This is a genomic window from Streptomyces sp. NPDC058697 (assembly GCF_042715345.1).
Taxonomy (GTDB): domain Bacteria; phylum Actinomycetota; class Actinomycetes; order Streptomycetales; family Streptomycetaceae; genus Streptomyces; species Streptomyces liliifuscus.
On sequence record NZ_JBHXSU010000001.1, the window covers coordinates 783915 to 804586 of the forward strand.

General features: G+C 70.8%; 18 protein-coding genes. 5 read left to right on the forward strand and 13 right to left on the reverse strand.

The annotated features are described in order from the left end of the window. Positions 1-252: 252 nt before the first annotated feature. On the reverse strand, positions 253-2157 hold the full coding sequence (locus ACFWXQ_RS03355; protein WP_383939803.1) for an ABC transporter ATP-binding protein: 1905 nt from the start codon (positions 2155-2157) through the stop codon (positions 253-255). Between the two features lie 105 nt (positions 2158-2262). Here ACFWXQ_RS03355 and ACFWXQ_RS03360 point away from each other — a divergent pair, with 105 nt between their 5' ends. The 4 genes from ACFWXQ_RS03360 to ACFWXQ_RS03375 all read left to right on the forward strand — a co-directional run bounded on the left by ACFWXQ_RS03360 (position 2263) and on the right by ACFWXQ_RS03375 (position 7279). After that, positions 2263-3300 (forward strand): YbhN family protein, encoded by a 1038-nt coding sequence (locus ACFWXQ_RS03360; protein WP_383939801.1) that lies wholly within the window; start codon positions 2263-2265, stop codon positions 3298-3300. Positions 3301-3539: 239 nt separating this feature from the next. Then, positions 3540-4304 carry a crotonase/enoyl-CoA hydratase family protein gene (locus ACFWXQ_RS03365; protein WP_383939789.1) on the forward strand — a complete coding sequence of 255 codons (765 nt, stop codon included), beginning with the start codon at positions 3540-3542 and terminating at the stop codon, positions 4302-4304. A 354-nt stretch (positions 4305-4658) separates the two neighbouring features. After that, the gene (locus tag ACFWXQ_RS03370) at positions 4659-5732 is read left to right on the forward strand and encodes a mechanosensitive ion channel family protein (protein ID WP_383939787.1); all 1074 of its coding nucleotides are present in this window, start codon (positions 4659-4661) and stop codon (positions 5730-5732) included. A 71-nt stretch (positions 5733-5803) separates the two neighbouring features. Further along, positions 5804-7279 carry an FGGY-family carbohydrate kinase gene (locus tag ACFWXQ_RS03375; protein ID WP_383939784.1) on the forward strand — a complete coding sequence of 492 codons (1476 nt, stop codon included), beginning with the start codon at positions 5804-5806 and terminating at the stop codon, positions 7277-7279. Between the two features lie 62 nt (positions 7280-7341). Here ACFWXQ_RS03375 and ACFWXQ_RS03380 read toward each other — a convergent pair whose 3' ends face one another. From ACFWXQ_RS03380 to ACFWXQ_RS03400, 5 genes are all read right to left on the reverse strand, one after another. Next, complete coding sequence (locus tag ACFWXQ_RS03380) at positions 7342-8427, reverse strand: Ldh family oxidoreductase (RefSeq protein WP_383939781.1); 1086 nt, start codon at positions 8425-8427, stop codon at positions 7342-7344. 20 nt (positions 8428-8447) lie between these two features. Next, positions 8448-10232, reverse strand: coding sequence for a thiamine pyrophosphate-dependent enzyme (locus ACFWXQ_RS03385; protein WP_383939778.1), 1785 nt, complete (start codon positions 10230-10232; stop codon positions 8448-8450). Positions 10233-10245: 13 nt separating this feature from the next. Further along, positions 10246-11106 carry an amidohydrolase family protein gene (locus ACFWXQ_RS03390; RefSeq protein WP_383939775.1) on the reverse strand — a complete coding sequence of 287 codons (861 nt, stop codon included), beginning with the start codon at positions 11104-11106 and terminating at the stop codon, positions 10246-10248. A gap of 132 nt (positions 11107-11238) precedes the next feature. Next, positions 11239-12474, reverse strand: coding sequence for an L-2-hydroxyglutarate oxidase (gene lhgO, locus ACFWXQ_RS03395; RefSeq protein ID WP_383939772.1), 1236 nt, complete (start codon positions 12472-12474; stop codon positions 11239-11241). A 97-nt stretch (positions 12475-12571) separates the two neighbouring features. Next, complete coding sequence (locus ACFWXQ_RS03400) at positions 12572-14020, reverse strand: aldehyde dehydrogenase family protein (protein ID WP_383939769.1); 1449 nt, start codon at positions 14018-14020, stop codon at positions 12572-12574. Between the two features lie 237 nt (positions 14021-14257). Here ACFWXQ_RS03400 and ACFWXQ_RS03405 point away from each other — a divergent pair, with 237 nt between their 5' ends. Beyond that, the gene (locus tag ACFWXQ_RS03405; RefSeq protein ID WP_383939766.1) at positions 14258-14545 is read left to right on the forward strand and encodes a putative quinol monooxygenase; all 288 of its coding nucleotides are present in this window, start codon (positions 14258-14260) and stop codon (positions 14543-14545) included. 57 nt (positions 14546-14602) lie between these two features. Here the strand turns inward: ACFWXQ_RS03405 and ACFWXQ_RS03410 are convergent, their stop codons facing one another. From ACFWXQ_RS03410 to ACFWXQ_RS03440, 7 genes are read right to left on the reverse strand one after another with little or no spacing between them, the layout of a single operon-like run. Then, positions 14603-15643: a methionine synthase II (cobalamin-independent)-like protein gene (locus ACFWXQ_RS03410; RefSeq protein WP_383939763.1), complete on the reverse strand. Its 1041-nt coding sequence runs from the start codon at positions 15641-15643 to the stop codon at positions 14603-14605. 3 nt (positions 15644-15646) lie between these two features. Beyond that, a complete protein-coding gene (locus tag ACFWXQ_RS03415) occupies positions 15647-16186 on the reverse strand; it encodes a heme-binding protein (RefSeq protein WP_383939761.1) in 540 nt (179 codons plus the stop codon). A 22-nt stretch (positions 16187-16208) separates the two neighbouring features. Further along, positions 16209-16994 (reverse strand): alpha/beta fold hydrolase, encoded by a 786-nt coding sequence (locus ACFWXQ_RS03420; protein WP_383939758.1) that lies wholly within the window; start codon positions 16992-16994, stop codon positions 16209-16211. 26 nt (positions 16995-17020) lie between these two features. Beyond that, complete coding sequence (locus ACFWXQ_RS03425; RefSeq protein ID WP_383939755.1) at positions 17021-17392, reverse strand: VOC family protein; 372 nt, start codon at positions 17390-17392, stop codon at positions 17021-17023. After that, positions 17389-18210 (reverse strand): fumarylacetoacetate hydrolase family protein, encoded by an 822-nt coding sequence (locus tag ACFWXQ_RS03430; RefSeq protein ID WP_383939752.1) that lies wholly within the window; start codon positions 18208-18210, stop codon positions 17389-17391. Before ACFWXQ_RS03430 ends, ACFWXQ_RS03425 begins: the two co-directional genes overlap by 4 nt. 6 nt (positions 18211-18216) lie before the next feature. Next, positions 18217-19665: an NAD-dependent succinate-semialdehyde dehydrogenase gene (locus ACFWXQ_RS03435; protein ID WP_386267406.1), complete on the reverse strand. Its 1449-nt coding sequence runs from the start codon at positions 19663-19665 to the stop codon at positions 18217-18219. A gap of 20 nt (positions 19666-19685) precedes the next feature. Beyond that, positions 19686-20606 carry a VOC family protein gene (locus tag ACFWXQ_RS03440; protein WP_383939744.1) on the reverse strand — a complete coding sequence of 307 codons (921 nt, stop codon included), beginning with the start codon at positions 20604-20606 and terminating at the stop codon, positions 19686-19688. Positions 20607-20672: the final 66 nt, after the last annotated feature.

A 20672-nucleotide genomic window follows, 5' to 3' on the forward strand; every position in this document is an offset into this window, starting at 1 on the left:
ACTCATCAATTCCGCTGCGCAGCGTGGTAGCGCCACCTGCCAGAGATTTCCGATTCGGAAATGTGCAACCAGTAAAACGTGACACAGCGCGCGTCGCTGCCACCATTCGGGCTTCGCCGCTGCGAAGTGCTCGCCCGTTGAGTATTCGGTCGTCCTGCGTGTCGAAGTCGCCCTCCTCGGGCTGCTTCCCCAGGCCGTCGCGGAAACGGATTGTGAACGAATGCGCGCACCGCGTCGGCCTGGCGCAGCCGCCTATGCCACCGCCTCCTCCGGCACAGCGTCCTCGGCCCCGTCGGTCCGTGCAGGTTTCTCGAACTGGGTCCGGTAGAGCTCGGCGTACCGCCCGTTCGCCGTGAGGAGTTGGTCGTGGGTGCCGCGTTCCACGATGCGGCCGGCCTCGACGACGAGGATCTGGTCGGCGGCCCGTACCGTCGAGAGGCGGTGGGCGATGACGAGTGCGGTGCGCCCTTGGAGGGCCTCGGCGAGTGCCTCCTGGACGGCGGCCTCGGAGGTGTTGTCCAGGTGGGCCGTCGCCTCGTCGAGGACGACCACCCGCTGGCGGGCCAGGAGCAGCCGGGCGATGGTCATGCGCTGGCGTTCGCCGCCCGAGAGGCGGTAGCCGCGCTCGCCGACCACCGTGTCGAGGCCGTCGGGCAGGGAGTGCACGAGGTCGTCGAGGCGGGCCCGGCGCAGGACGTCCCACAGTTCGGCCTCGTCGGCGTCGGGCCGGGCGAGGAGCAGGTTGGCGCGGACCGAGTCGTGGAAGAGGTGGCCGTCCTGGGTGACCATGCCGAGGGTGGCCCGCATCGACTCGGCGCTCAGATCACGGACGTCGACGCCGCCGATGCGTACGGAGCCCTCGTCGGTGTCGTACAGCCGTGGCAGGAGTGAGGCGACCGTGGACTTGCCCGCGCCGGACGAGCCGACGAGGGCGACGGTCTGGCCGGGTTCGGCGCGGAAGGAGATGCCGTGCAGGACCTCGGCGCCGCCGCGGGTGTCGAGCGCGGCGACCTCCTCCAGGGAGGCGAGGGAGACCTTGTCGGCGGACGGGTAGGCGAAGCGGACGTCGGTGAACTCGACGGAGGCCGGGCCCTCGGGAACCGCTCGGGCATCCGGCTTCTCGTCGATCAGCGGCTTCAGGTCGAGGACCTCGAAGACCCGCTCGAAGCTGACCAGGGCGCTCATGACCTCGACTCGGGCACCGGCGAGGGAGGTCAGCGGCGCGTACAGGCGGGTGAGGAGCAGGGCCAGAGAGACGACGGCGCCCGGTTCCAGGCTGCCGCGCAGGGCGTACCAGCCGCCGAGCCCGTAGACCAGGGCGAGCGCGAGGGCGGAGACGAGGGTCAGGGCCGTGATGAACGCGGTCTGCGCCATCGCCGTGCGCACCCCGATGTCCCGCACCCGCCGGGCGCGCACCGCGAACTCCGCGGACTCCTGGCCCGGCCGGCCGAAGAGCTTGATCAGGGTGGCGCCGGGTGCGGAGAAGCGCTCGGTCATCCGGGTGCCCATGGACGCGTTGAGGTCGGCCGCCTCGCGCTGGAGTTTCGCCATCCGGCTGCCCATCCGGCGGGCGGGCACCACGAACACCGGAAGGAGTACGAGCGCGAGCAGGGTGATCTGCCAGGACAGGGTGAGCATCACGGCGAGGGTGAGCAGCAGGGTCACCAGATTGCTCACCACTCCGGAGAGAGTGTTGCTGAACGCCCGCTGGGCGCCGATCACGTCGTTGTTGAGTCGACTGACGAGCGCGCCCGTACGAGTGCGTGTGAAGAACGCGACCGGCATGCGCTGTACATGATCGAAGACCGCTGTGCGCAGATCCAGGATGAGTCCTTCGCCGAGGTTCGCCGAGAGCCAGCGGCCCACCAGTCCGATCGCCGCCTCCGCGAACGCGATCAGGGCGATGAGCAGGGCGAGTCGTACGACCGTGCTCTCGTCGCCGCCGGAGACGATCGCGTCCACGACGCGTCCGGCGAGGACCGGGGTGGCCACGGCGAGCAGTGCCGTCACCACACTGAGCACCACGAACTGCGCGATACGGCGGCGGTGCGGGCGGGCGAATCCGGCGATGCGGCGCAGGGTGGCTCTGGCGAAGGGGCGGCGTTCGTGCTCGGCGTTCATGACGCTGTGGAGCTGCGTCCAGGCTGTGGTCTCCATACTCATGGGACAGACCGTAGAACCTCAAGCAATCTTGAGGTCAACCTTGAGGTCAACCTTGAGGTCGACAGCGAAGTGGTGACGCGTGCGCGGGCGCACGACCCGATGTGCCCGGCGTGTCAGCCCCTGTCCCCGTGCCCGCAACCCCACGTTGGTGCGGTGTGGAAACCCTCTCCCGATGTGACGGTCGAACGCTTTCCCCTGGGATTCGCCAGACGCCTTCCGGTTCGGCAGATTCTGTGCCTCCTCCCGCTCGCCCTCGTGGCCGTGGTCGCGGTGCAGCACAGGTCCGTGCTCGCGGACGGCTTCGGGCATCTGGCGTCGGCCAAGTGGCCCTGGCTGCTGGCCGCGGTCGCCGCGACCTGTCTGACCTGGGTGGCGGCCGCCGTCACCCGGCAGGGCGCGCTCGTCGAACGGCTGCCCAAACGGCGGCTGCTGGCCACGCAGTTCGCTGCCGGCGCCGCCAACCATCTGCTGCCGACGGGGCTTGGCGCGAGTGCCGTCAATCTGCGGTTCATGACGGTGTGCGGGGTGCCGCTGGCCCGTTCGTCGGCCGCGCTCGCGCTCTACCTGCTGGCGGAGTCCATCGCCCGGGTCGGGCTGCTGCTGGCCCTGCTGATCGCCTTCCCCGACGCACTGCGGGTCGGGGCCCTCCTGCCGGACGGCGCGGTCGGCCCGCTGCTGCTCGTCGTCGGTGCGGTGGTGTGTGTCGCGGTGATGGTCCTGTTGCTCGTACGACGGGTGCGTACCGTCATCTTCACGTTCCTGCGGACCGCGCTGGGCGAGGCCCGGTCCGTGCACACACGGCCGGCCCGCGCGCTCGCGCTGTGGGGCGGCTCCATCTCCTTCCCGATGTTCCAGGCGGCCGGGCTGGCCGCGGTGGGACAGGCACTCGGGCTGCCGGTGCCGCCGCTGCACATGGCGCTCGCGTATCTGGCGGCCACGGTCGCCGTCGCCCTGGTGCCGACGCCGGGCGGGATCGGCTCGGTGGAAGCCGCACTGATCCTGGCGCTGGTGGCGGCGGGCGGTCCGGTGGCGGTGGCGACTGCGGTGGTACTCGCGTACCGCATCATCACGGTGTGGCTGCCGCTGCTGCCGGGGGCGCTGACGCTCGGCGCGCTCGTGCGGCTGAAGATGATCTGAACGCGTCGGCCGCCGGGGGTGATCTGAGCGCTGCGATCGTCTGAGCGCTTCGGCCGCCGGGAATGGTCTCAGCGCTGCGATGGCCTGAGCACTGCGGCCGCCGGGCCGGAAAGCACTCTTCTCAGGCCGCCCCGAAGTTGACGGGGACGGCCTGAACTCGTCGGTGTGACCCGGGAGTAGCCTGCTGGCGTCGCCACACGAAGTCGCCACACAGAGTCGCCACCCGAAGGGTCCACGCGATGCCGGTCCGGATCGAGCGCCAGGAGCACGTCACCACCGTCGTCCTCTCCCGCCCCGAGGTCCGCAACGCGGTGGACGGACCCACGGCGGCCGACCTCGCCGACGCGTTCCGCGCGTTCGAGAGCGACGAGGCGGCCCGGGTGGCCGTGCTGTGGGGCGAGGGCGGCACGTTCTGCGCGGGCGCGGACCTCAAGGCGCTCGGCACGGAACGCGGCAACCACGTGACGGAGGACGGCGACGGCCCGATGGGCCCCACGCGAATGCGGCTGTCGAAGCCGGTGATCGCCGCGGTGGCGGGCCACGCCGTGGCGGGTGGTCTGGAACTGGCCCTCTGGTGCGATCTGCGGGTGGCCGAGGAGGACGCGGTCTTCGGAGTCTTCTGCCGCCGCTGGGGCGTGCCCCTCATCGACGGCGGCACGGTTCGGCTCCCCCGTCTCATCGGTACCGGCCGCGCGATGGACATGATCCTGACCGGCCGCCCGGTGGCGGCTCCCGAGGCGTACGAGATGGGCCTCGCGAACCGGGTCGTCCCGTCGGGCCGGGCGCGTGCGGAGGCGGAGGCGCTGGCCGCGTCGATCGCCCGCTTCCCGCAGGCCTGTCTCCGCGGCGACCGCGGTTCCGTCCTCGACCAGGAGGGGCTGAACGAGCGCGCCGCCATGCGGGGTGAATTCCGTCACGGGACAGGTGTGCTGGAGGAGAGTATGGAGGGTGCCGCGCGGTTCTCGGCCGGCGCGGGGCGGCACGGGTCGTTCGGCGAGATCTGAACGTCCCGTACGACGTATCCAGGCCAAATTGGGGCGGGATCGGCAAAGGGGCCGGTCGACGCCCGCCGGGCCGGACGGCGAGGGTGCCTCGACGCTCGGCCGAGGCGGGGAAGACGCCAATCATGCCTACGGCATGGCGAGTTGGCGGCGATGCTGGTGGGAGTTGGCCTGACCCGAGCGGTCCTGGCACGGAACACCTGTGCGCATGTAGCAAGATGAGCGAACCCGCCGGTCAACGACTTGTCGTTCCCGGCGGAGTCGTACATCCAGGAATCGAGCAGCAGGTGGCAACAAGGTGACGACACATCACATACCGGGCGGGAACGCCCTTCGCGGCACGACGGGAGGCAGTTGGTGAACCGGGACCTCACTGTGCACGACTGGATCGTCGCGAGTGTCTGGCTGGCCGTCGGACTCGCGGCGGGTGTCCTGCTGCGCCTCCTCCTGCGCTGGCTGGGCAAGCACGCGACCCGGACCAACTGGAGCGGCGACGACGTCCTCGTGGACGGGCTGCGCGCGCTGATACCGGTCGCCGCCCTCACGGGCGGGATCGCGGCCGCCGCGGCGGCGCTGCCGCTGACCGGCAAGGTCAATCACACGGTCAACCAGATCCTGACGGTCCTGATCATCCTGGCCGCCACCATCACGGCGGCACGCGTGGTCGCCGGCCTGGTGCGGGCCGTCACCCAGTCACGCTCCGGGGTCGCGGGATCGGCCTCGATCTTCGTCAACATCACCCGGGTCGTCGTGCTGGCCATGGGCTGCCTGGTGGTCCTGCAGACCCTGGGCATCTCCATCGCTCCGCTGCTCACGGCCCTCGGCGTCGGCGGTCTCGCGGTCGCCCTGGCTCTCCAGGACACCCTCGCCAACCTCTTCGCGGGCATCCACATCCTCGCCTCGAAGACGATCCAACCCGGCGACTACATCCGGCTCACCAGCGGGGAGGAGGGGTACGTCGTCGACATCAACTGGCGCAACACCGTCGTACGCAACCTCTCCAACAACCTCGTCATCATCCCGAACGCGCAGCTCTCCAGCACCAACATGACCAACTTCAGCCGTCCGGAACAGGAGATGACGCTCACCGTGCAGGTCGGCGTCGGCTACGACAGCGACCTCGACCATGTCGAGCGCGTCACCTCCGAGGTCGTCACCGAGGTCATGACGGACGTCGAGGGCGCGGTTCCGGAGCACGAACCCGCCATCCGCTTCCACACGTTCGGGGACTCGCGGATCAGCTTCACCGTCATCCTGGGCGTCGGGGAGTTCAGCGACCAGTACCGGATCAAGCACGAGTTCGTGAAGCGGCTGCACAAGCGGTACCACGTGGAGGGCATCCGCATTCCCTCTCCCGCGCGCACCGTCGCCCTCCAGCAGAACGGCGTGGCGATTCCGCCGCAGCGCGACGGATCCCTGTCGATCCCGTAGAACATCGGGGTGGGGCGGTCACGCCGGGACCGCCCCTGAACCGGTGCGGGTGAGCGGGGAGACGTGAGCGTATGACGGTGGTCGGGGTCGACATCGGTACGTCCAGCAGCAAGGGCGTGCTGGTGGACGAGGACGGAACCGTCATCGCGACGGCTGTCCGCCCGCACGCGGTCGACCGTCCGCGCCCCGGGCACGTCGAGATGGACGCACGGGTGTGGTGGGACGAATTCGCCTCCATCGCCCGGGAGTTGCTCAACTCCGCGCCGGACGGCACCTCCGTCACCGCGGTCGGCGTCAGCGGCATGGGCCCGTGCGTCGCCCTCACCGACGCGACGGACACGCCGCTGCACCCGGCGATCCTGTACGGCGTCGACACCCGGGCCACCGAGCAGATCGCGCGCCTGGACGGCGAGTTGGGCGGTGACGCCGTACTGCGGCGCTGCGGGTCCCTGCTGTCCACCCAGGCCGTGGGCCCCAAGATCGCCTGGCTGGCGGAGCACGAACCCGATGTGGTCGCCCGGGCCCGGCGGCTGTACATGCCCAGCTCGTACCTGGTGGTCCGGCTCACCGGGGCCTATGTGCTCGACCACCACTCGGCGAGCCAGTCCGTTCCGCTGTACGACTCCGTGGCCCAGGAGTGGTACGAGCCGTGGACCCGGCACATCGCGCCCTGGCTCGAACTCCCGCGCCTGCTCTGGCCGGGAGACATCGCCGGACAGCTCACGGCCGAGGCCGCGGAGGCCACCGGGCTGCCCGCCGGGATCCCGGTGATCGCCGGCACGATCGACGCCTGGTCGGAGGCGCTGAGCGTGGGGGCGCAACACACCGGCGACCTGATGCTGATGTACGGCAGCACCATGTTCCTGATCAACACCCTCTCCGAGCGTCTGCTGGTGCCCCAACTGTGGAGCACCGTCGGGGCGTTGCCCGGAACGCGCAGCCTCGCGGGCGGCATGGCCACCTCCGGCATGATCACCGACTGGCTCCGGGAGCTGTTCGGCACGCCCGAGCACACCGGTCTGCTCGCCGGGGCGGAGGCCTCCGGACCCGGTGCGCGGGGGCTGCTGATGCTGCCGTACTTCGCGGGCGAGCGGACGCCGGTGGCCGATCCGCACGCCCGCGGGGTGATCGCCGGACTGACGGTCGAGCACACCCGCGGCGACCTCTACCGTGCCGCCCTGGAGGCGACGGCCTTCGGGGTACGGCACAACGTCGAGGCGATGCGCGCGGCGGGCGCGGACATCCGACGTGTCGTCGCCGTGGGCGGAGGCACCCGGGGCGGCCTGTGGACCCGGATCGTCTCGGCCGTGACGGGCCTGCAGCAGGAGATCAGGACCGTCACTCTCGGGGCGAGCTACGGCTCGGCGTTCCTCGCTGCGAGCGCGGTCGGCGGCCCGCTCATCGACGAGTGGAACCCGGTACGCGAACGGGTCACCCCGGACCCGCAACTGCGCTCCGACTACGACGAGTTGTACGCGCTGTACCTCCGGCTCTACCCGGCGACACGGGACATCGCCCATGAACTGGCCGCGCGGCAACGGGGTTAGACCGAGGCCGCCCGCCCCGGCCCCGCCCACAACACCGCCGACTGCTCAGCTGCTCATGCCTCTCAGGCGATCGGTGTCGGCGAAGCGAGCCCGAACCTCTCCGCGCTCTCCGTCAGTTCGCGCCATACCTTCGGAGTCACCGGCACTCCCTTCTCCGCCCGCTCCGCGGCCACGGCGGCACTGCGCTCGCCGGGGTAGAACACTCCTGCCGCGCCGTCCGCCGAGGGCAGTCCCTTGAGGGTGCTCAGGGTCGTGTCGACGTCCGCCGTGAAGCGGTCCGGGTCGCCGAAGGCCGCCGGGTCGAGGGCGATGAGCAGGGCGTTCTGCCGGTGCCTGCGGGCCTTGGGGTCGTCCGAGTGGAAGGCGGAGAAGATCGGCGCACCGACGAGCACGCTGGTGAGCAGCTCGAACGCGAGTGACATGCCGGACCCCTTGGCGCCGCCCAGCGGCAGCGGCATGACGGCCTTCTCCGGGTCGGTGGTCGGGGTGCCGTCCTCGGTGGCGGCGGCGCCCTCGGGCAGCGGAGTGCCGCTCGCCCTGGCCTGGCGGATCCTGCCGAGGGCGATGGTGGCGGTGGCCATGTCGAGCAGCAGCGGGGCGTGCCCCGACGACGCGGCCGTGGGTACGGCGATGGCGAGCGGACTGGTCGCCACGGCCGCGCCCTGCACACCCGTGTAGCCCATGTTCGGCATACCGGCGACGAACCCGATCCCGACCAGGCCCTGTTCGGCGATCTTCGAGACGTAGTAGCCGATGGCGCCGGTGTGGACGGTGCCGCGCACGCCGACGGACGCGATACCGGTGGTCCGCGCCCGGCTCACGGCCTCCTCGGCGGCGGCGCTGAGGGCCACCGGGCCGGGGGCACGGTCGGCGTCCAGGACGGCGGCGGCCGGTGTGGCCGACTCGACCGTGATCGCGGCCCGCGGGTTGGCCACGCCCTTGGCGAGGAGCTCCAGGTACGCGGGGACGCGGGCGATGCCGTGCGAGTCGACGCCGCGCAGGGCGGCCCAGACGAACACGTCGGCGGTGGTGGTGGCGTGCTCGGGGCTGAGCCCGCCCTTCTCCAGGAGGCCGGCGGAGAAGGTGCGCAGGTCCTCGGCCCGGACGCGGACCTGGCCCGGCTCGGGGGTCGTCGAGGTGTCGGTCATGGTGGCGGGTGCCTCCTGGGTCAGCGGGTGACGAGGACGTCGACGACGGCGGTGGTGCCCTCGGACACGGCCTTGAGGGCACGCTCCAGCGCGGGAGCGAGCGCGTCCGGCGCGTCGACGGTCTCGGTGTGCATCCCGAACGGCTCGGCGAACGCGGCGAGTCGGGGCAGCCGACGCAGATCGGTGCCGAGCCACTCCCCCGTCTCGGCGGCGGCGCCCTCGGGGTAGAACCTGCGATGGTTGAGGTTCATCGACTTGTAGACACGGTTGTTGAACACCACGATGAGCAAGGGGAGTTCGTACGTCCTCGACGCGTCGTACGACGGGATGACCGGGTTGTAGGCGAAGGCGCCGTCGCCGATCGTGAGCACCACCGGGCGCTCCTGGGCGGCGAGTTTGACGCCGAGCGCGACGGCGATGCCCTGCCCGAGGCCGCCCTGCACGTAGAAGTACGAGTCGGGAGCGTCGGTCCGCAGATGGCGCCTGACGATCCGGCTGTGGGTGATGGTCTCGTCGACGACGATTCCGTCCCGGCCGTCGAGCAGAGTGCGCAGGGTGACGGCGAGGAGGACGGGGTCGATGCCCTCGGTCTGCTGTTCCGCCTTCGTCTCCGCGGTGGCTGCGGCAGTTCGCTCGGCGGCGCCCCGGGCCTCCTGTACCGTGCGGCGTTCGGCGAGTGCCGTCTCGTCGAGGTCCCTCGCCCGTTTGGTGAGCTGGCGAAGGGTGTTGGTGACGTTGCCTTCCAAGTAGGCGTCGGCAAACAAAACTTGGTGGACGACGTGCGGGCGTTGCGGCACCTCGTCGATGACGACGATCCGCGCCCTGGACGGCCGACGCGAAGGCGGGTAGAAGGGCGCACGGCAGTTGACGAGCAGGATCAGGTCCGCCTCGTCCATCCAGGGCCCGATGTCCGAGCCCGCGTGCAGCGGGTGGGTACGCGGGAAGTTGCCGCACACCGCCGAGTCCGGCTCGACGACCGGGATGTGCCAGGCCTCGGCGAAGGCGACCAGTGCCTCGAAGCCGCCCTCCTCACGGCCGGACGTCTCGGTCACGATCACGGGATTGCGGGCCTCCCGGATCAACTGCGCGACGGAGTCGGCCTCTTCGGGCGAACTGTGCGTGGAGCCCGGTGGCACGACGGGCTTGGCCTCGCGGCCGTCCCAGTCCTCCAGGAGGATCTCCAGCGGGATGTTGAGGTACGCCGGTCCGGCCGGGGCACGCCAGGACAGTTCCGCCGCCCTCGTGATCATCGTGGGCAGGGTGTGGACGCTCGCGGCCTCGTTGGACCACTTGGTGAACGGCTGCGCGATGCCGTGCGGGCCGCCCACGATCGACAGGTTGCGGTACCACTGGCCGCCCGGGTCCTGGCCGGGCCCGTCGCCGTACGTGGTCGACTCCGAGGAGGCCACCACCATCGGCACACCGGCTAGCAGCGCCCCGTGCACGGCCATGGAGCCTTGCAGCAGGCCGGGGGCCGCGTGGAGCAGCACGCCCTGCGGGCGGCGCCTGACTAGTCCGTAGCCGGTGGCCATGCCGACGGCGACTGTCTCGTGCGTCAGGTCGAGGTACCGCGGACAGGGCAGCCCGTCGCGGTGGCGCCGGGCGAGGGACTCCCACACCGGGGCCCACTCGGAACCGGAGGAGCAGAAGAGGTAGTCGGCGCCGGCGGCGTGGAAGGCCGATACGAAGGCATCGCCGCCGTCGACGCCGGCACCACCACCGATGCCGTCGATACCGGGGGTGCCATGGTCGCTGGGGCTGCTAGGGCTGCTGGGGGTGTCGGCCGTGTTCTGGGTGTCCGTCATCTCCGACGCTTCCTCAGCCCTCGATCGGCCAGTCGAGGACCTCGGAGATACCGCGGCCCATGATCCATTCGAGTTCCTCGGGAGTGAAGTCCCAGTGCTTGGTGAACTGTTCGATCGTGTCGGTGTAGGTGATGCCGTGGCCGAGCAGCCGCGTGATGTCGGTGCCGTAGAAGCAGCGCCGTGGGCCCAGCTTGTCGACCATCTCGCGCACGTACTTCTCGATGTTCTTGTTCGGGAAGGGCTGCGTCGAGTAGCCGGGCAGGGCCGAGACCTTGACGTAGATGTTGGGGTGCTCGGCGAGGTCGGCGGTCTCCTGGACCCAGTAGCCGATCGCGTCGTCCACACAGCGCGCCATGATGCCCATGTGATCGATGATGATCTTCAGTCCGGGGTGCTTGGCGGCGATCTGGCCGAGCTCGCGCTTCCAGATCGGGGCGTGGACCATGGTCGGGATGCCGAGCTCCTCGGCGATGGGCCAGTACCAGTCGTTGGTGCCGTCGATCATCCAGTTGCGGTCCTGCGGGCGGTGGAAGGTGAGCCGGGTGCCCTTGATGTACGGGTTGCCGGCGAAGTCCTTCAGCAGGGCGGTGCCCTCGACCGGGTCGTCCTGGGGTACGCGGGCCATGATGCCGAAGCGGTCCGGGTGCGCCTCGCAGGCCTCCAGGGCGTAGTCGATGCGGTTGCCCTCCCATGAAGGGGGCAGGATCAGCGCCCGGTTGACGCCCGCCTCGTCCATCAGCTCCAGGGCCTCCTCGTACGAGAAGGGGTCCTCGCGGTGGCCGTTGAGGCGGATGCGCTCCCGCGCCCCGGGGACCCAGGGGCGGTCCGGGGTCTCTTCCTTCCAGATGTGGATCTGTGTGTCGACGACGAACATGTCTTCAACTCTTCCTCTGGGACGGCCTGGTGGGGTGGTGCGGAAAGGAACGCTAGGCGGGACGTGCGGTCTTGCAGAGCGCTGGGAGCGCAAGCTGTTGTTGCACGGAAGTGCGGTGTGAACAGCACGTTCTCAGGGTGCGGGCGCCTCGTCGAGGACGGCGTCGACGATGTGTTCGGCGATCGCCATGGAGGCGGTGGCGGCCGGCGAGGGTGCGTTGCGGACTGCGGTGATCCGGCCCAGCCGGTGGATGCGGAAGTCGTCCACGAGCGTGCCGTCCCGGTCCAGGGCCTGGGCGCGTACACCGGCTCCGCCGCGCACCACGTCCGGGACACCGACGCCGGGCACGTACGACTGGGCGGCTTTCATGAAGGCCGCCCTGGACAGTGAGCCCCGGTACTCCTTGATGCCCGTCCGCCAGTGCCGGGCGGCCATCCTCCAGGTGCCGGGGTAGGCGGCGAGTCCCGCGAGGTCCCTGGGCGAGATGCTGCCGAGCCGGTAGCCCTCCCTCGCCAGGGCCAGGACGGCGTTCGGGCCGACCTCGACGGAGCCGTCGACGCGCGGGGTGAAGTGCACGCCGAGGAAGGGGTAACGCGGGTCGGGCACCGGGTAGATGAGCCCGCGGACCAGGTCCCTCGACTCCGGTTTGAGGAGCAGGTACTCGCCCCGGAAGGGCACGATCCGTGGCTCCTTCCGGTCCTGGGCCAGCTTCGCGACGGAATCCGAGTGGAGCCCCGCGCAGAGGATCAGCCGGTCGACGCGGAGCCTTCCCCCGTCTTCGTTTCGGTGGGCGCGGTTCTGCCCGGAGGCCACCTCGATGCCGCCCGGCACGTCGGTGATCGATGCGACCGGGAAGCCGAGCCGTACCTCGCCGCCCGAGGCCTCGATGTCCTTGGCGAACTCCAGGGCGATCGCCGGGTAGTCGGTGATCGCGGTGCGCGGGGAGTGCAGGGCCGCGATGCCTCCGGCGTGGGGCTCGATCTCCTTGATCTCCTCCTTGGAGATCCTCCGGAGGTCGGGCACGTGGTTGTTCCGGGCCCGCCGGTAGAGGTTCTCCATCCGGTCCAGCTCGTCCTCGCGCACCGCCATCACGAGCTTGCCGGTCTCCTCGTACGGCAGGGCCCGTTCCTGGCAGTACTCGCGGAGCATGGACACGCCCCGGACGCACAGGTCGGCCTTGAGGCTGCCGGGGGCGTAGTAGATGCCGGCGTGCACGACGCCCGAGTTGTGGCCGGTCTGGTGGACGGCGATCCGCTGTTCCTTCTCCAGCACGACGACCCGGGTGCCGGGGCGGCGCAGGGCGATCTCGCGGCCGGTGGCGAGGCCGACGATGCCGGCGCCGACTATGCCGATCGTCTCGTCAGCCATCGGCGTCCTCCTCCTCTCTCCTCATGTCGCTCGCCAACGGCACGACCGTCGCGCGCCGAACTCGCCACGATCACGCCCGTCACGCCCGTCACGCCCGTCACGCGCCGAAGTGGACGGCGACGGTCTTCACGCGGGTGGAGAAGCGCAGGACCTCGTCGCCCTGCTCCTTGTAGGCCGTGCCGGAGTCCCGGAACCCGCCGAAGGGCAGGTGGACGTCCCAGCCGGTCGTGGTGGTGTTCACCGCGACCTGCCCGCACTCGGCCTCGTCGACGAACCGGTACGCGGCCGTGAGGTCGCGGGTGAACACGGCGGCGGCGAGCCCGAAGTCGGAGTCGTTCACCGCGTCGACGGCCCGGTCGAAGTCCTCGACCACGCGGACAGCGAGGACCGGGCCGAAGACCTCCTCGCGCCAGATCGCCGTCTCGGGGGTGACGTCGGTGAGGACGGTCGGCTGTACGTAGCAGCCGTGGGCGCGGTCGCCCTCGGTGTCCGCGCCGCCGCCGGTGAGGACGGTGGCGCCCTGGTCGATCGCCCTGTTGAGGTCGGCGAGGACTCTGTCGCGCTGCTGGGGACTGGACAAGGGGCACAGGGTGGTGGCCGGGTCGCTGCCCGGACCCGTCGTCAGCGCCTCCACCTCGGTGACCAGGAGCCGGGCGAACTCCTCGTACACCGGCCGCTCGACGACAACCCGGCTGGTGGCGGTGCAGCGCTGTCCGGCCTGGCCGAAGGAGGCCGCGACGACGGCCTTCGCGGCGGCCGGCAGATCGGCGTCCCGCAGGACGACGGAGGCGTTCTTGCCGCCGAGTTCGCCCTGGAAGCGGACGTTGCGGTCGGCGAGGCGGCGGCGGATCCGGTTGCCGACCGCGTTGGAGCCGGTGAAGGTGATGCCCGCGATCCGCAGGTCGTCGAGCAGCGCCTCCTCGATCTCGGCCGTACGGCCCGTCACCACGTTCAGGACACCCGCCGGCAGGCCCGCGTCGTGCAGGGCGCGGGCGAAGTGCAGCCCGGAGAGCGGGGTCTGGGTCGCCGGTTTGAAGACGGCCGCGTTGCCGGCCGCGAGCAGCGGGGCGAGCTTGCGGGCCGGGGTGATCAGCGGATCGTTCCACGGGCTGATCACGAGGATCACGCCTATCGGTTCCCGCTGGGTGTGCGTACGGGTGTCGGGGCGGACGTCGTGCAGCAGCGTGCCGTAGCCCTGGCGGGCCAGGCCTGCGTAGTAGTCGAGGAAGTCGGCGGACTTGAGGGTTTCGCCGCGGGCCTCGGCGCCGGTCTTGCCGTTCTCGGCGGTGACGTCGGCCGCGATCGCGTCGGCCCGCTCCCGGATCAGCCGCGCGGCCTCGGTGAGGATCCGGGCGCGTTCGAAGGGGCTGGTGCGCTTCCAGGCGGCGAACCCGCGCTCGGCGTGGTCGTAGGTGCGGGTGACGTCCTTGGCGGCGAGGGCGGGAACGCGTGCGAACGGGGTGCGGACGTCGGCGGGGTCGTGGACGTCGATCCACTCGCCGGTCGCCACCCACTCTCCACCGGAGAGGGTTTCCAGGGTTCGCATGAAGATCACTTCCTTCGTCCGCCGCGGCGCGGGTCCGCGGTCTGCACAGGGAGCGGCCGTACGGGCCGGATGCGACAACACACCACGGGCGAACGGGCCACCAGCCCCGCGTGGGCAGTCATTGCTTGCGCCGCGCGCAGGTCGGCGGGCGGTTGATCCGTGCTGGAATCGGCAGGCCGGAGGCGCCTGACGGGCCGCCGGGAGCCGAGATTCCGCTGATGCCGAGGAGAGACAGACATGGCCTACGCAGTCATCGCCCGCTACCACTGCGCGCCCGCCGACGAGGCTTCGGTGCGTGCCGCACTGCTGAAGGCGCGCGAGCACACCCGTGCCGAACCGGCGAACCTGGCGTACGAGGTGCACGCCGAGGCGGACCGTCCGGGGAGCTTCGTGCTGTACGAGCAGTACACCGACCGGGCCGGATTCGACGCGCACAAGGCCGCCGGGCACTTCGACGAACTGATCGTGGGGACGGTGTGGCCGCTGCTGACGGAGCGGACGGTGACCTTCGCCGAGGTCCTGTGAGGCGCTGCCCCGCCGGGAAGCGTGGGCGTGCTTCCCGGGCGTATCGGGGTCATCGACTCAGAACTCGTTGCCCCAGCAGTAGCGGGCGACGGTCTCCACCAGGACCAGTTTGCGGCGCTGGTCCTCGGCGCTCAGCAGCGGCCGGGTGGCCGAGTCGGCGAAGCCGCGGGACGGTGAGACGGCCATGTCCTCGATGTCCTTGACCTCGGCACCAGCGTCGATGCGGGCCAACACCGTGTCGATGTCCTCCAGTTGGGGCACGGTCGCGTCCACGACGCCCAGGCAGGCGTCCCGGTCCTCGGGCAGCGCCCTCAGCAGGTCGAGTTCGGCCGCGGTGCCCTTGTGGTACGGCAGGATCCAGCGATCGGCCGGGACCTCGCCGAACAGGCTCTCGGCCCCGGCCCGGTCCACCACCGCGGGGGCCTCCCAGCCGGGGCAGACGCCGATCCGTACGCCCTCCGGTCGCGCGTCGAGCCGTACCGCCTGTGCCTCCACGGCCAGCGCGTCCTCGAAGGAGAGCGGGCCGGGAGCGGCCGGGTCGGTGGCGATCTGGCCGAGGAGGAGCGGGTTGTTGAGCTGGATCAGCCGGACGCCCCGGGAGACCAGCAGCTCGATCTCCGCGTGGATGATCTCCGCGAGAACCTCGCCGAGTTCGCGTGCCGAGGCCGGGCCTCCGGAGCCGGCCAGCTCGGGGGCGAAGGTGGTCGCGGCCAGATAGGCCGGTGACGGGAGCGAGACCTTGGGGGCGATCACCGTGAGGTCCACGATCCGCCCGGCCCAGTCGGCCGGCAGCGGGCCGTTGGCCTTGGGCAGGGCCTCCGCCACCCAGCGGGGCAGCCCGTCGGCGGTCCGCTCCCGCGTACGCCGGAAGCCGGGGAGCGCGTCGAGGACGGCGCTGCGGAAGTCCTCCCGGGGGAAGTCGCCGTCGGTGACGATCGTGGAGCGCAGGCGGCGCTGGTAGGCCACCGCCTCCTCGACCGCGGTGAGTTCGGCCTTGTGCAGGGCCTCGGGGTCGCCCGCCGCCCGGGCCGCGAGGAGTTCGGCTGGGCGGACCAGGCTGCCGTGGTGGTCGATGCGGTAGTTGAAGGTGTCCGCCATGGCTCAGGCCTCCTTTTCCGTGGTGCCGACCTGTTCCGTTTCCGTGGTCCCGGCCTGTTCCGTGGTGCCGGCACGTTCCGTGGTCCCGGCCGGCGTGCCCGCGACGCCCCATGCCGCGAACTCCAGCTCGTAGCCGAGGGATTCGAGTACGTCGTCGGCGACCTGCTGGTCCTCGTCGGCGGTGCCGCCCGCGATGCCTAGGCCGCCGATGATCTCGCCGTCCTTCTTGATGGTGACGCTGCCCTCGGTGGCCATGATCGGCAGGGCCGCGCCCGGGAGTTGGGACAGCTGGGAGAAGAAGACCGGCTGGCTCTCCTGCCACTTCTTCAGCATCTTGCCGGGGCGCTGCATCACGGCCGCGGTGTACGCCTTGGCGCGGGCGATGTCCGGCGTCAGCGGGCGGGCGCCGTCCGAGCGGCGCACGCTGATGACGAAGCCGCCCGCGTCCACCACGGCGACGCTCACCGCCTTTCCCAGGGACTGGGCGCGCTTGAGTGCGGCGTCGACGATCTCGTCGGCGGCGTCGAGCGTGAGGGTGCTCATGCTGCTTCCTTGGGTGTGGCGCTCATGCGGCTTCCTTCGGTGTGGTGAGGGTGCGGCGCAGGTGGGCGACGGCCGCGTTGTACTTGTCGGGCGTCTCCCAGTACATGGAGTGGGGCGCGTCCGGGACGATCTCCAGGTGGGAGCCGGGGAGCAGTTCATGTGCGCGGGTCACGGTCTTCACGCTGAGCACGGCGTCGCGCTCGCCGGCCAGGAAGGCGACCTTGACGCCAGAGTCCTGGATGTCCTGCAGTGAAGGCCCGTTCGTGTCGAGGTTGCGCAGGTCGGCCATCTTCGCGACGTTGAAGGTGCCCATCTGCTGGAAGAGGAACGTGAGGTCGGGGCGCTCCTCCTGGAACCGCTTGGTCAACAGGCGGTCGATGACGGGGAGTTTGACGGCCTCGGCGCGGTCGGCGGCGGCCAGCTCCTTCAGTTCGGGGTGACTGATGCCGCCGAGGGAGTGACCGAGGGCGACGGAGCCGACCCGCTCGGGGCGTTGGAGCGCGGCGCGCAGTGCGGCGACGGAGCCGATGGACTGGCCGACGAGCATGACGTCGGTCAGGTCCTCGGCGTCCAGTACGGCGACCACGTCACCGGGGAAGTCCTGCCCGTCGAACTCGGGCATGGAGGAGTCGGACTTGCCGAAGCCGCGCAGGTCCACGGTGACGACCGTGAACTCCCCGCGCAACGCGGCCACTTGCTGCCACCAGGCGGCGTGGTGCCCGCCGCTGCCGTGCACGAACAGGATCGCCGGACCGCTGCCGTGGCGTTCGTAGTAGATGGAGGTGCCGTCGGAGTCGGCGTAAGGCATGTCGGTGAACTCCCAGTCACACGCGGTCAGTTGGGGCGCTTGCTGTGCCAGACCAGCTCGATCATGGTGTGGTCGGGGTCGTGGATGTAGCAGAACTTGGACTGGTTCTCGGGGCGTTGGATCGGGCGGGTGTGCCGGATGCCCAGGTCCTTGAGGTGGGCGAGGAAGTCGTCCCAGTCGTCGACCTCGACGGCGAAGTGATAGGGCGCCATGCGCTCCATCTCCTCGACCGGGGTGAAGTGCAGATCGAAGTTGCCCCGGGTCATCAGCACCACACGAGTGTTGGACTTGGGCATGATCCGCTTCATTCCGAAGACCTTGGTGTACCAATCGGCGGTCCGGTCGGCGTCGGTGGTGGGGAAGTTGACGTGGTGGATGTAGCGGGGTGCGCTGCTCATGACTGCTGCCTTTCCGTGACGGGGGCTTCTCCTTGGGCGGGGATTTCTCCTTGGACGGGGGCTTCTCCCTGGACCGGGTTGGACAGGACACCGATGCCGCTGATCTCGATGTCCACGGTGTCCCCGGGTTCGAGTTGGCAGGTGGACTCGGCGCCCATCCACAGCACGTCGCCCGGGTGCATGGTGATGTGTCTGGTGATCTCGACGATGTGGTCGAAGGGGTCGAACACCATGTCGCCGGTGGCGAACGAGGCGCGGACCTCCCCGTTCACACGGAGCGTGGTGGTCTGCGCGAGCGCGTCGACGTCGGTCTCGATCCAGGGGCCCATCGGCTTGAACGTGTCGCTGTTCTTGCTGCGCCAGAACGTGCGGTCCTGGTGCTGCCAGGTCCGGGCGCTGACGTCGTTGCCGATCGTCCAGCCGAAGACCGACTTGCGCGCTTCCTCCTGGGTGGCGTGCCGCAGGGTGCGGCCGATGACCGCGACGAGTTCCGGCTCGGCCTCGAACCGGCCCTCGACACCTGCCGGTTTGACGATGGGCTGCCCATGGCCCGTGAGCGCGTTGTTGGCCCGGTAGCCCACCTCCGGCCGGGCGGGCGTCTCGGCGCCGGCGTGCTCGATGTGCCGCGGGTAGTTGAGGCCGACCGCGTAGAACACGGGCGGTACGACGACGGGCAGCCAGGTCGCGGTGGCGCGTGGCACCGTGCCGAGCACGGTGGGGGCGCCGTCGATCGGGGACTCGGACAGCAGCTCGATGTCCGCCTCCCCCACGCGTCCCCACACCGCCCGGCCGCCGACCGAGACCCTGGAGTACCTCATGGCGGCTCAGCCCGCCAGCAGATGGGAGACGCGCTTGGTGACCAGGTAGGCGTCCAGGGCTTCCGGCCCGCCCTCCCTGCCGTGGCCGCTCTCCTTGACGCCGCCGGAGGGTGCCTCGCTGACGGAGCCGCCGCAGTGGTTGAGGGAGAGGATCCCCGCCTCCAGTTCGCGCACGAGCCGCTCGGCGGTGGCGGCGGACTCCGTGAAGCCGTACGCCGCCAGCCCGTACGGCAGTTCGTTCGCGGTCGCGAGCGCCTCGTCGAGGTCGGTGAACGGCACGATGGGCGCGATCGGTCCGAACGGCTCCTCGCGCATGAGATCCGCGTCCGCCGGTACGTCGGTGAGGACGGTCGGTGCGAAGAAGTACCCGGCGCGGTCGAGCCGTTCGCCTCCCGTGCGCACGGTGGCGCCGCGGTTGACGGCGTCCGCGGTCAGGCGCCGCATGGCGCGCAGCCGGCGTTCGTTGGCTAGCGGCCCCATGGTCGTGCCCTCCGCCAGGCCGTCACCGACGACGATCGCCTCGGCGGCCTTCACGAACTCGGCGGTGAAGTCCTCGACGAGGCTCTCGTGGACGAGGAACCTGCTCGGCGAGGTGCACACCTGGCCGGCGTTGGCGAACTTCGCCTGCGCTGCGCGGCGGGCGGCCACGGCCGGGTCGGCGTCGGAGCACACGATCACCGGGGCGTGGCCGCCCAGCTCCATCAGGGAGGGCTTCATGACCTTCCCGGCCGCGGCGGCCAGCAGCTTGCCCACGGGGACCGAGCCGGTGAAGGCGACGACGCGGGTGACCGGGGAGCCGATCAACTGGGCTGAGACGTCGGCCGGTTCGCCGAAGACGAGGTTCAGCACCCCGGCCGGCAGACCCGCGTCCTCGAAGCAGCCCACCAGGGCCGCGGCGGTGGCCGGCGTCTCCTCCGAGGCCTTGATGACGATCGAGCAGCCGGCGGAGAGCGCGGAGGAGATCTTCCGCATCGGACCGCCCGCCGGGAAGTTCCACGGGACGAACGCGGCGACGGGGCCCGCCGGTTCACGCCGTACGGAGAGCAGGGTGCCGGGTGCGGACGGGATGATGCGGCCGTACGCGCGGCGGGCGTCGTCGGCGTGCCAGCGCAGGGTGTCCGCGACGCGGCGGGCCTCGCCGGTCGCCTCCGCGAGTGGCTTGCCCTGTTCCAGGGTCATGATCCGGCCGACGGCGAAGGCCCGCTCGGTGAGCAGGTCGGCGGCCGCGTGCAGGATCTCGGTACGCCGGGCGACGGGCGTGTCCCACCAGGTCCTGAAGCCCTCGTCCGCCGCGTCGAGGGCGCGGTCGAGGTCGGCGGTGGTGGCGAGCGGTACGTCTCCGATCACCTCCTCGGTGGCCGGGTTCACGATCGGGGCGGTACGTCCGGTGCCGCCCTGGCACCACTCGCCCGCGATGTACATGCTGACGGCGGGGTAGCCGTGGTCGGTGGTCATCAGTGGGTGCCCTCTCAGGGTCAGGACTGGGCCGGGGCTTCCTGGTCGCGGTTGGTGCGCAGTGCCCAGATGTGGTGGGGCGGAGTCGTCTCGTGGACACGGGTCTCGTAGGTGTCGTCGACCCGGTCCATGTCCGCGGCGTACTCGACCCGGCCGCCGCACGGCGCGTGCAGGAAGCGGAAGACGTTGGACCCGATGGTGTGGCGGCCGAGCCTGCGGGCCTCCCGCCATCCCTGGTCGATCATGTGGTTGCCGCCCTCGACGACGTCGTCGAAGCCCGGGACCTCGTACGCGATGTGGTTGACACCGGGCCGGTCGGGGCGGTGGCAGAGGAGCATGGTGTGCTGGTCGTCGTCGCCCGGTGCCTGCAGGAAGACGCCCATGGGTTCGACGACGTCGGTGGGCCGGAAACCGAGGCGCTCCACATAGAAGGCGACGGCTTCCTCCCGCCCCTGCTTGGCGATGTTCAGGGCGACATGGCACATGCGCAGCGGGCGTACGCGGGTGATCGGTTCCAGGGCGGTGTTCCAGCGGTTGACGTTGCCCAGGGCGTTGGCGGGCCGGGATGTGACGGGCACGGCCTTCGGCCGGGCGAGGGCCAGTCCGACTCCGAAACCGGTCTCGTCCACGGTGTGGTGGACGCCGTCGGCGCTCTCGTGGGCCTTGCGGTCACGGCTCGCCGCGGCGACCAGCCGCTCCAGTTCCGGCAGGGTGTCGACGCCCCACACCACCTCGCGCAGGGTGGGGCCTGCTTCCACCGGGGGCGGCAGCCGCGGGCCGGGGCGGGAGTCCAGGTGGAGGGTCTGGCCGGTGAGTGTCTCGAAGACCGCGTGCTCGTCGGTCCGCTCGACCGGGAACAGCCCGAAGTCGTCGAAGAACCGGACGCATTCGTCGACATTGTCGATGCCGTAGGTGACCGATTCGATTCGCTGGATTCCCATGGATGCCTCGTTTCGCTGGTCGCCCGGCGAGCGTAGATTTCGGATCGAGGAGCCCTCAATGACCTG

Bases quoted from the DNA above. Each gene is read 5' to 3' on its own strand.
- ACFWXQ_RS03390 (WP_383939775.1), bottom strand. From the start codon at position 11,106: ATGTTCGTCGTCGACACACAGATCCACATCTGGAAGGAAGAGACCCCG.
- ACFWXQ_RS03430 (WP_383939752.1), bottom strand. From the start codon at position 18,210: ATGAGGTACTCCAGGGTCTCGGTCGGCGGCCGGGCGGTGTGGGGACGC.
- ACFWXQ_RS03375 (WP_383939784.1), top strand. From the start codon at position 5,804: ATGACGGTGGTCGGGGTCGACATCGGTACGTCCAGCAGCAAGGGCGTG.
- ACFWXQ_RS03415 (WP_383939761.1), bottom strand. From the start codon at position 16,186: ATGAGCACCCTCACGCTCGACGCCGCCGACGAGATCGTCGACGCCGCA.
- ACFWXQ_RS03405 (WP_383939766.1), top strand. From the start codon at position 14,258: ATGGCCTACGCAGTCATCGCCCGCTACCACTGCGCGCCCGCCGACGAG.
- ACFWXQ_RS03380 (WP_383939781.1), bottom strand. From the start codon at position 8,427: ATGACCGACACCTCGACGACCCCCGAGCCGGGCCAGGTCCGCGTCCGG.
- ACFWXQ_RS03360 (WP_383939801.1), top strand. From the start codon at position 2,263: ATGTGCCCGGCGTGTCAGCCCCTGTCCCCGTGCCCGCAACCCCACGTT.
- ACFWXQ_RS03425 (WP_383939755.1), bottom strand. From the start codon at position 17,392: ATGAGCAGCGCACCCCGCTACATCCACCACGTCAACTTCCCCACCACC.
- ACFWXQ_RS03435 (WP_386267406.1), bottom strand. From the start codon at position 19,665: ATGACCACCGACCACGGCTACCCCGCCGTCAGCATGTACATCGCGGGC.
- ACFWXQ_RS03440 (WP_383939744.1), bottom strand. From the start codon at position 20,606: ATGGGAATCCAGCGAATCGAATCGGTCACCTACGGCATCGACAATGTC.
- ACFWXQ_RS03365 (WP_383939789.1), top strand. From the start codon at position 3,540: ATGCCGGTCCGGATCGAGCGCCAGGAGCACGTCACCACCGTCGTCCTC.
- ACFWXQ_RS03420 (WP_383939758.1), bottom strand. From the start codon at position 16,994: ATGCCTTACGCCGACTCCGACGGCACCTCCATCTACTACGAACGCCAC.
- ACFWXQ_RS03385 (WP_383939778.1), bottom strand. From the start codon at position 10,232: ATGACGGACACCCAGAACACGGCCGACACCCCCAGCAGCCCTAGCAGC.
- ACFWXQ_RS03400 (WP_383939769.1), bottom strand. From the start codon at position 14,020: ATGCGAACCCTGGAAACCCTCTCCGGTGGAGAGTGGGTGGCGACCGGC.
- lhgO (WP_383939772.1), bottom strand. From the start codon at position 12,474: ATGGCTGACGAGACGATCGGCATAGTCGGCGCCGGCATCGTCGGCCTC.
- ACFWXQ_RS03410 (WP_383939763.1), bottom strand. From the start codon at position 15,643: ATGGCGGACACCTTCAACTACCGCATCGACCACCACGGCAGCCTGGTC.
- ACFWXQ_RS03355 (WP_383939803.1), bottom strand. From the start codon at position 2,157: ATGGAGACCACAGCCTGGACGCAGCTCCACAGCGTCATGAACGCCGAG.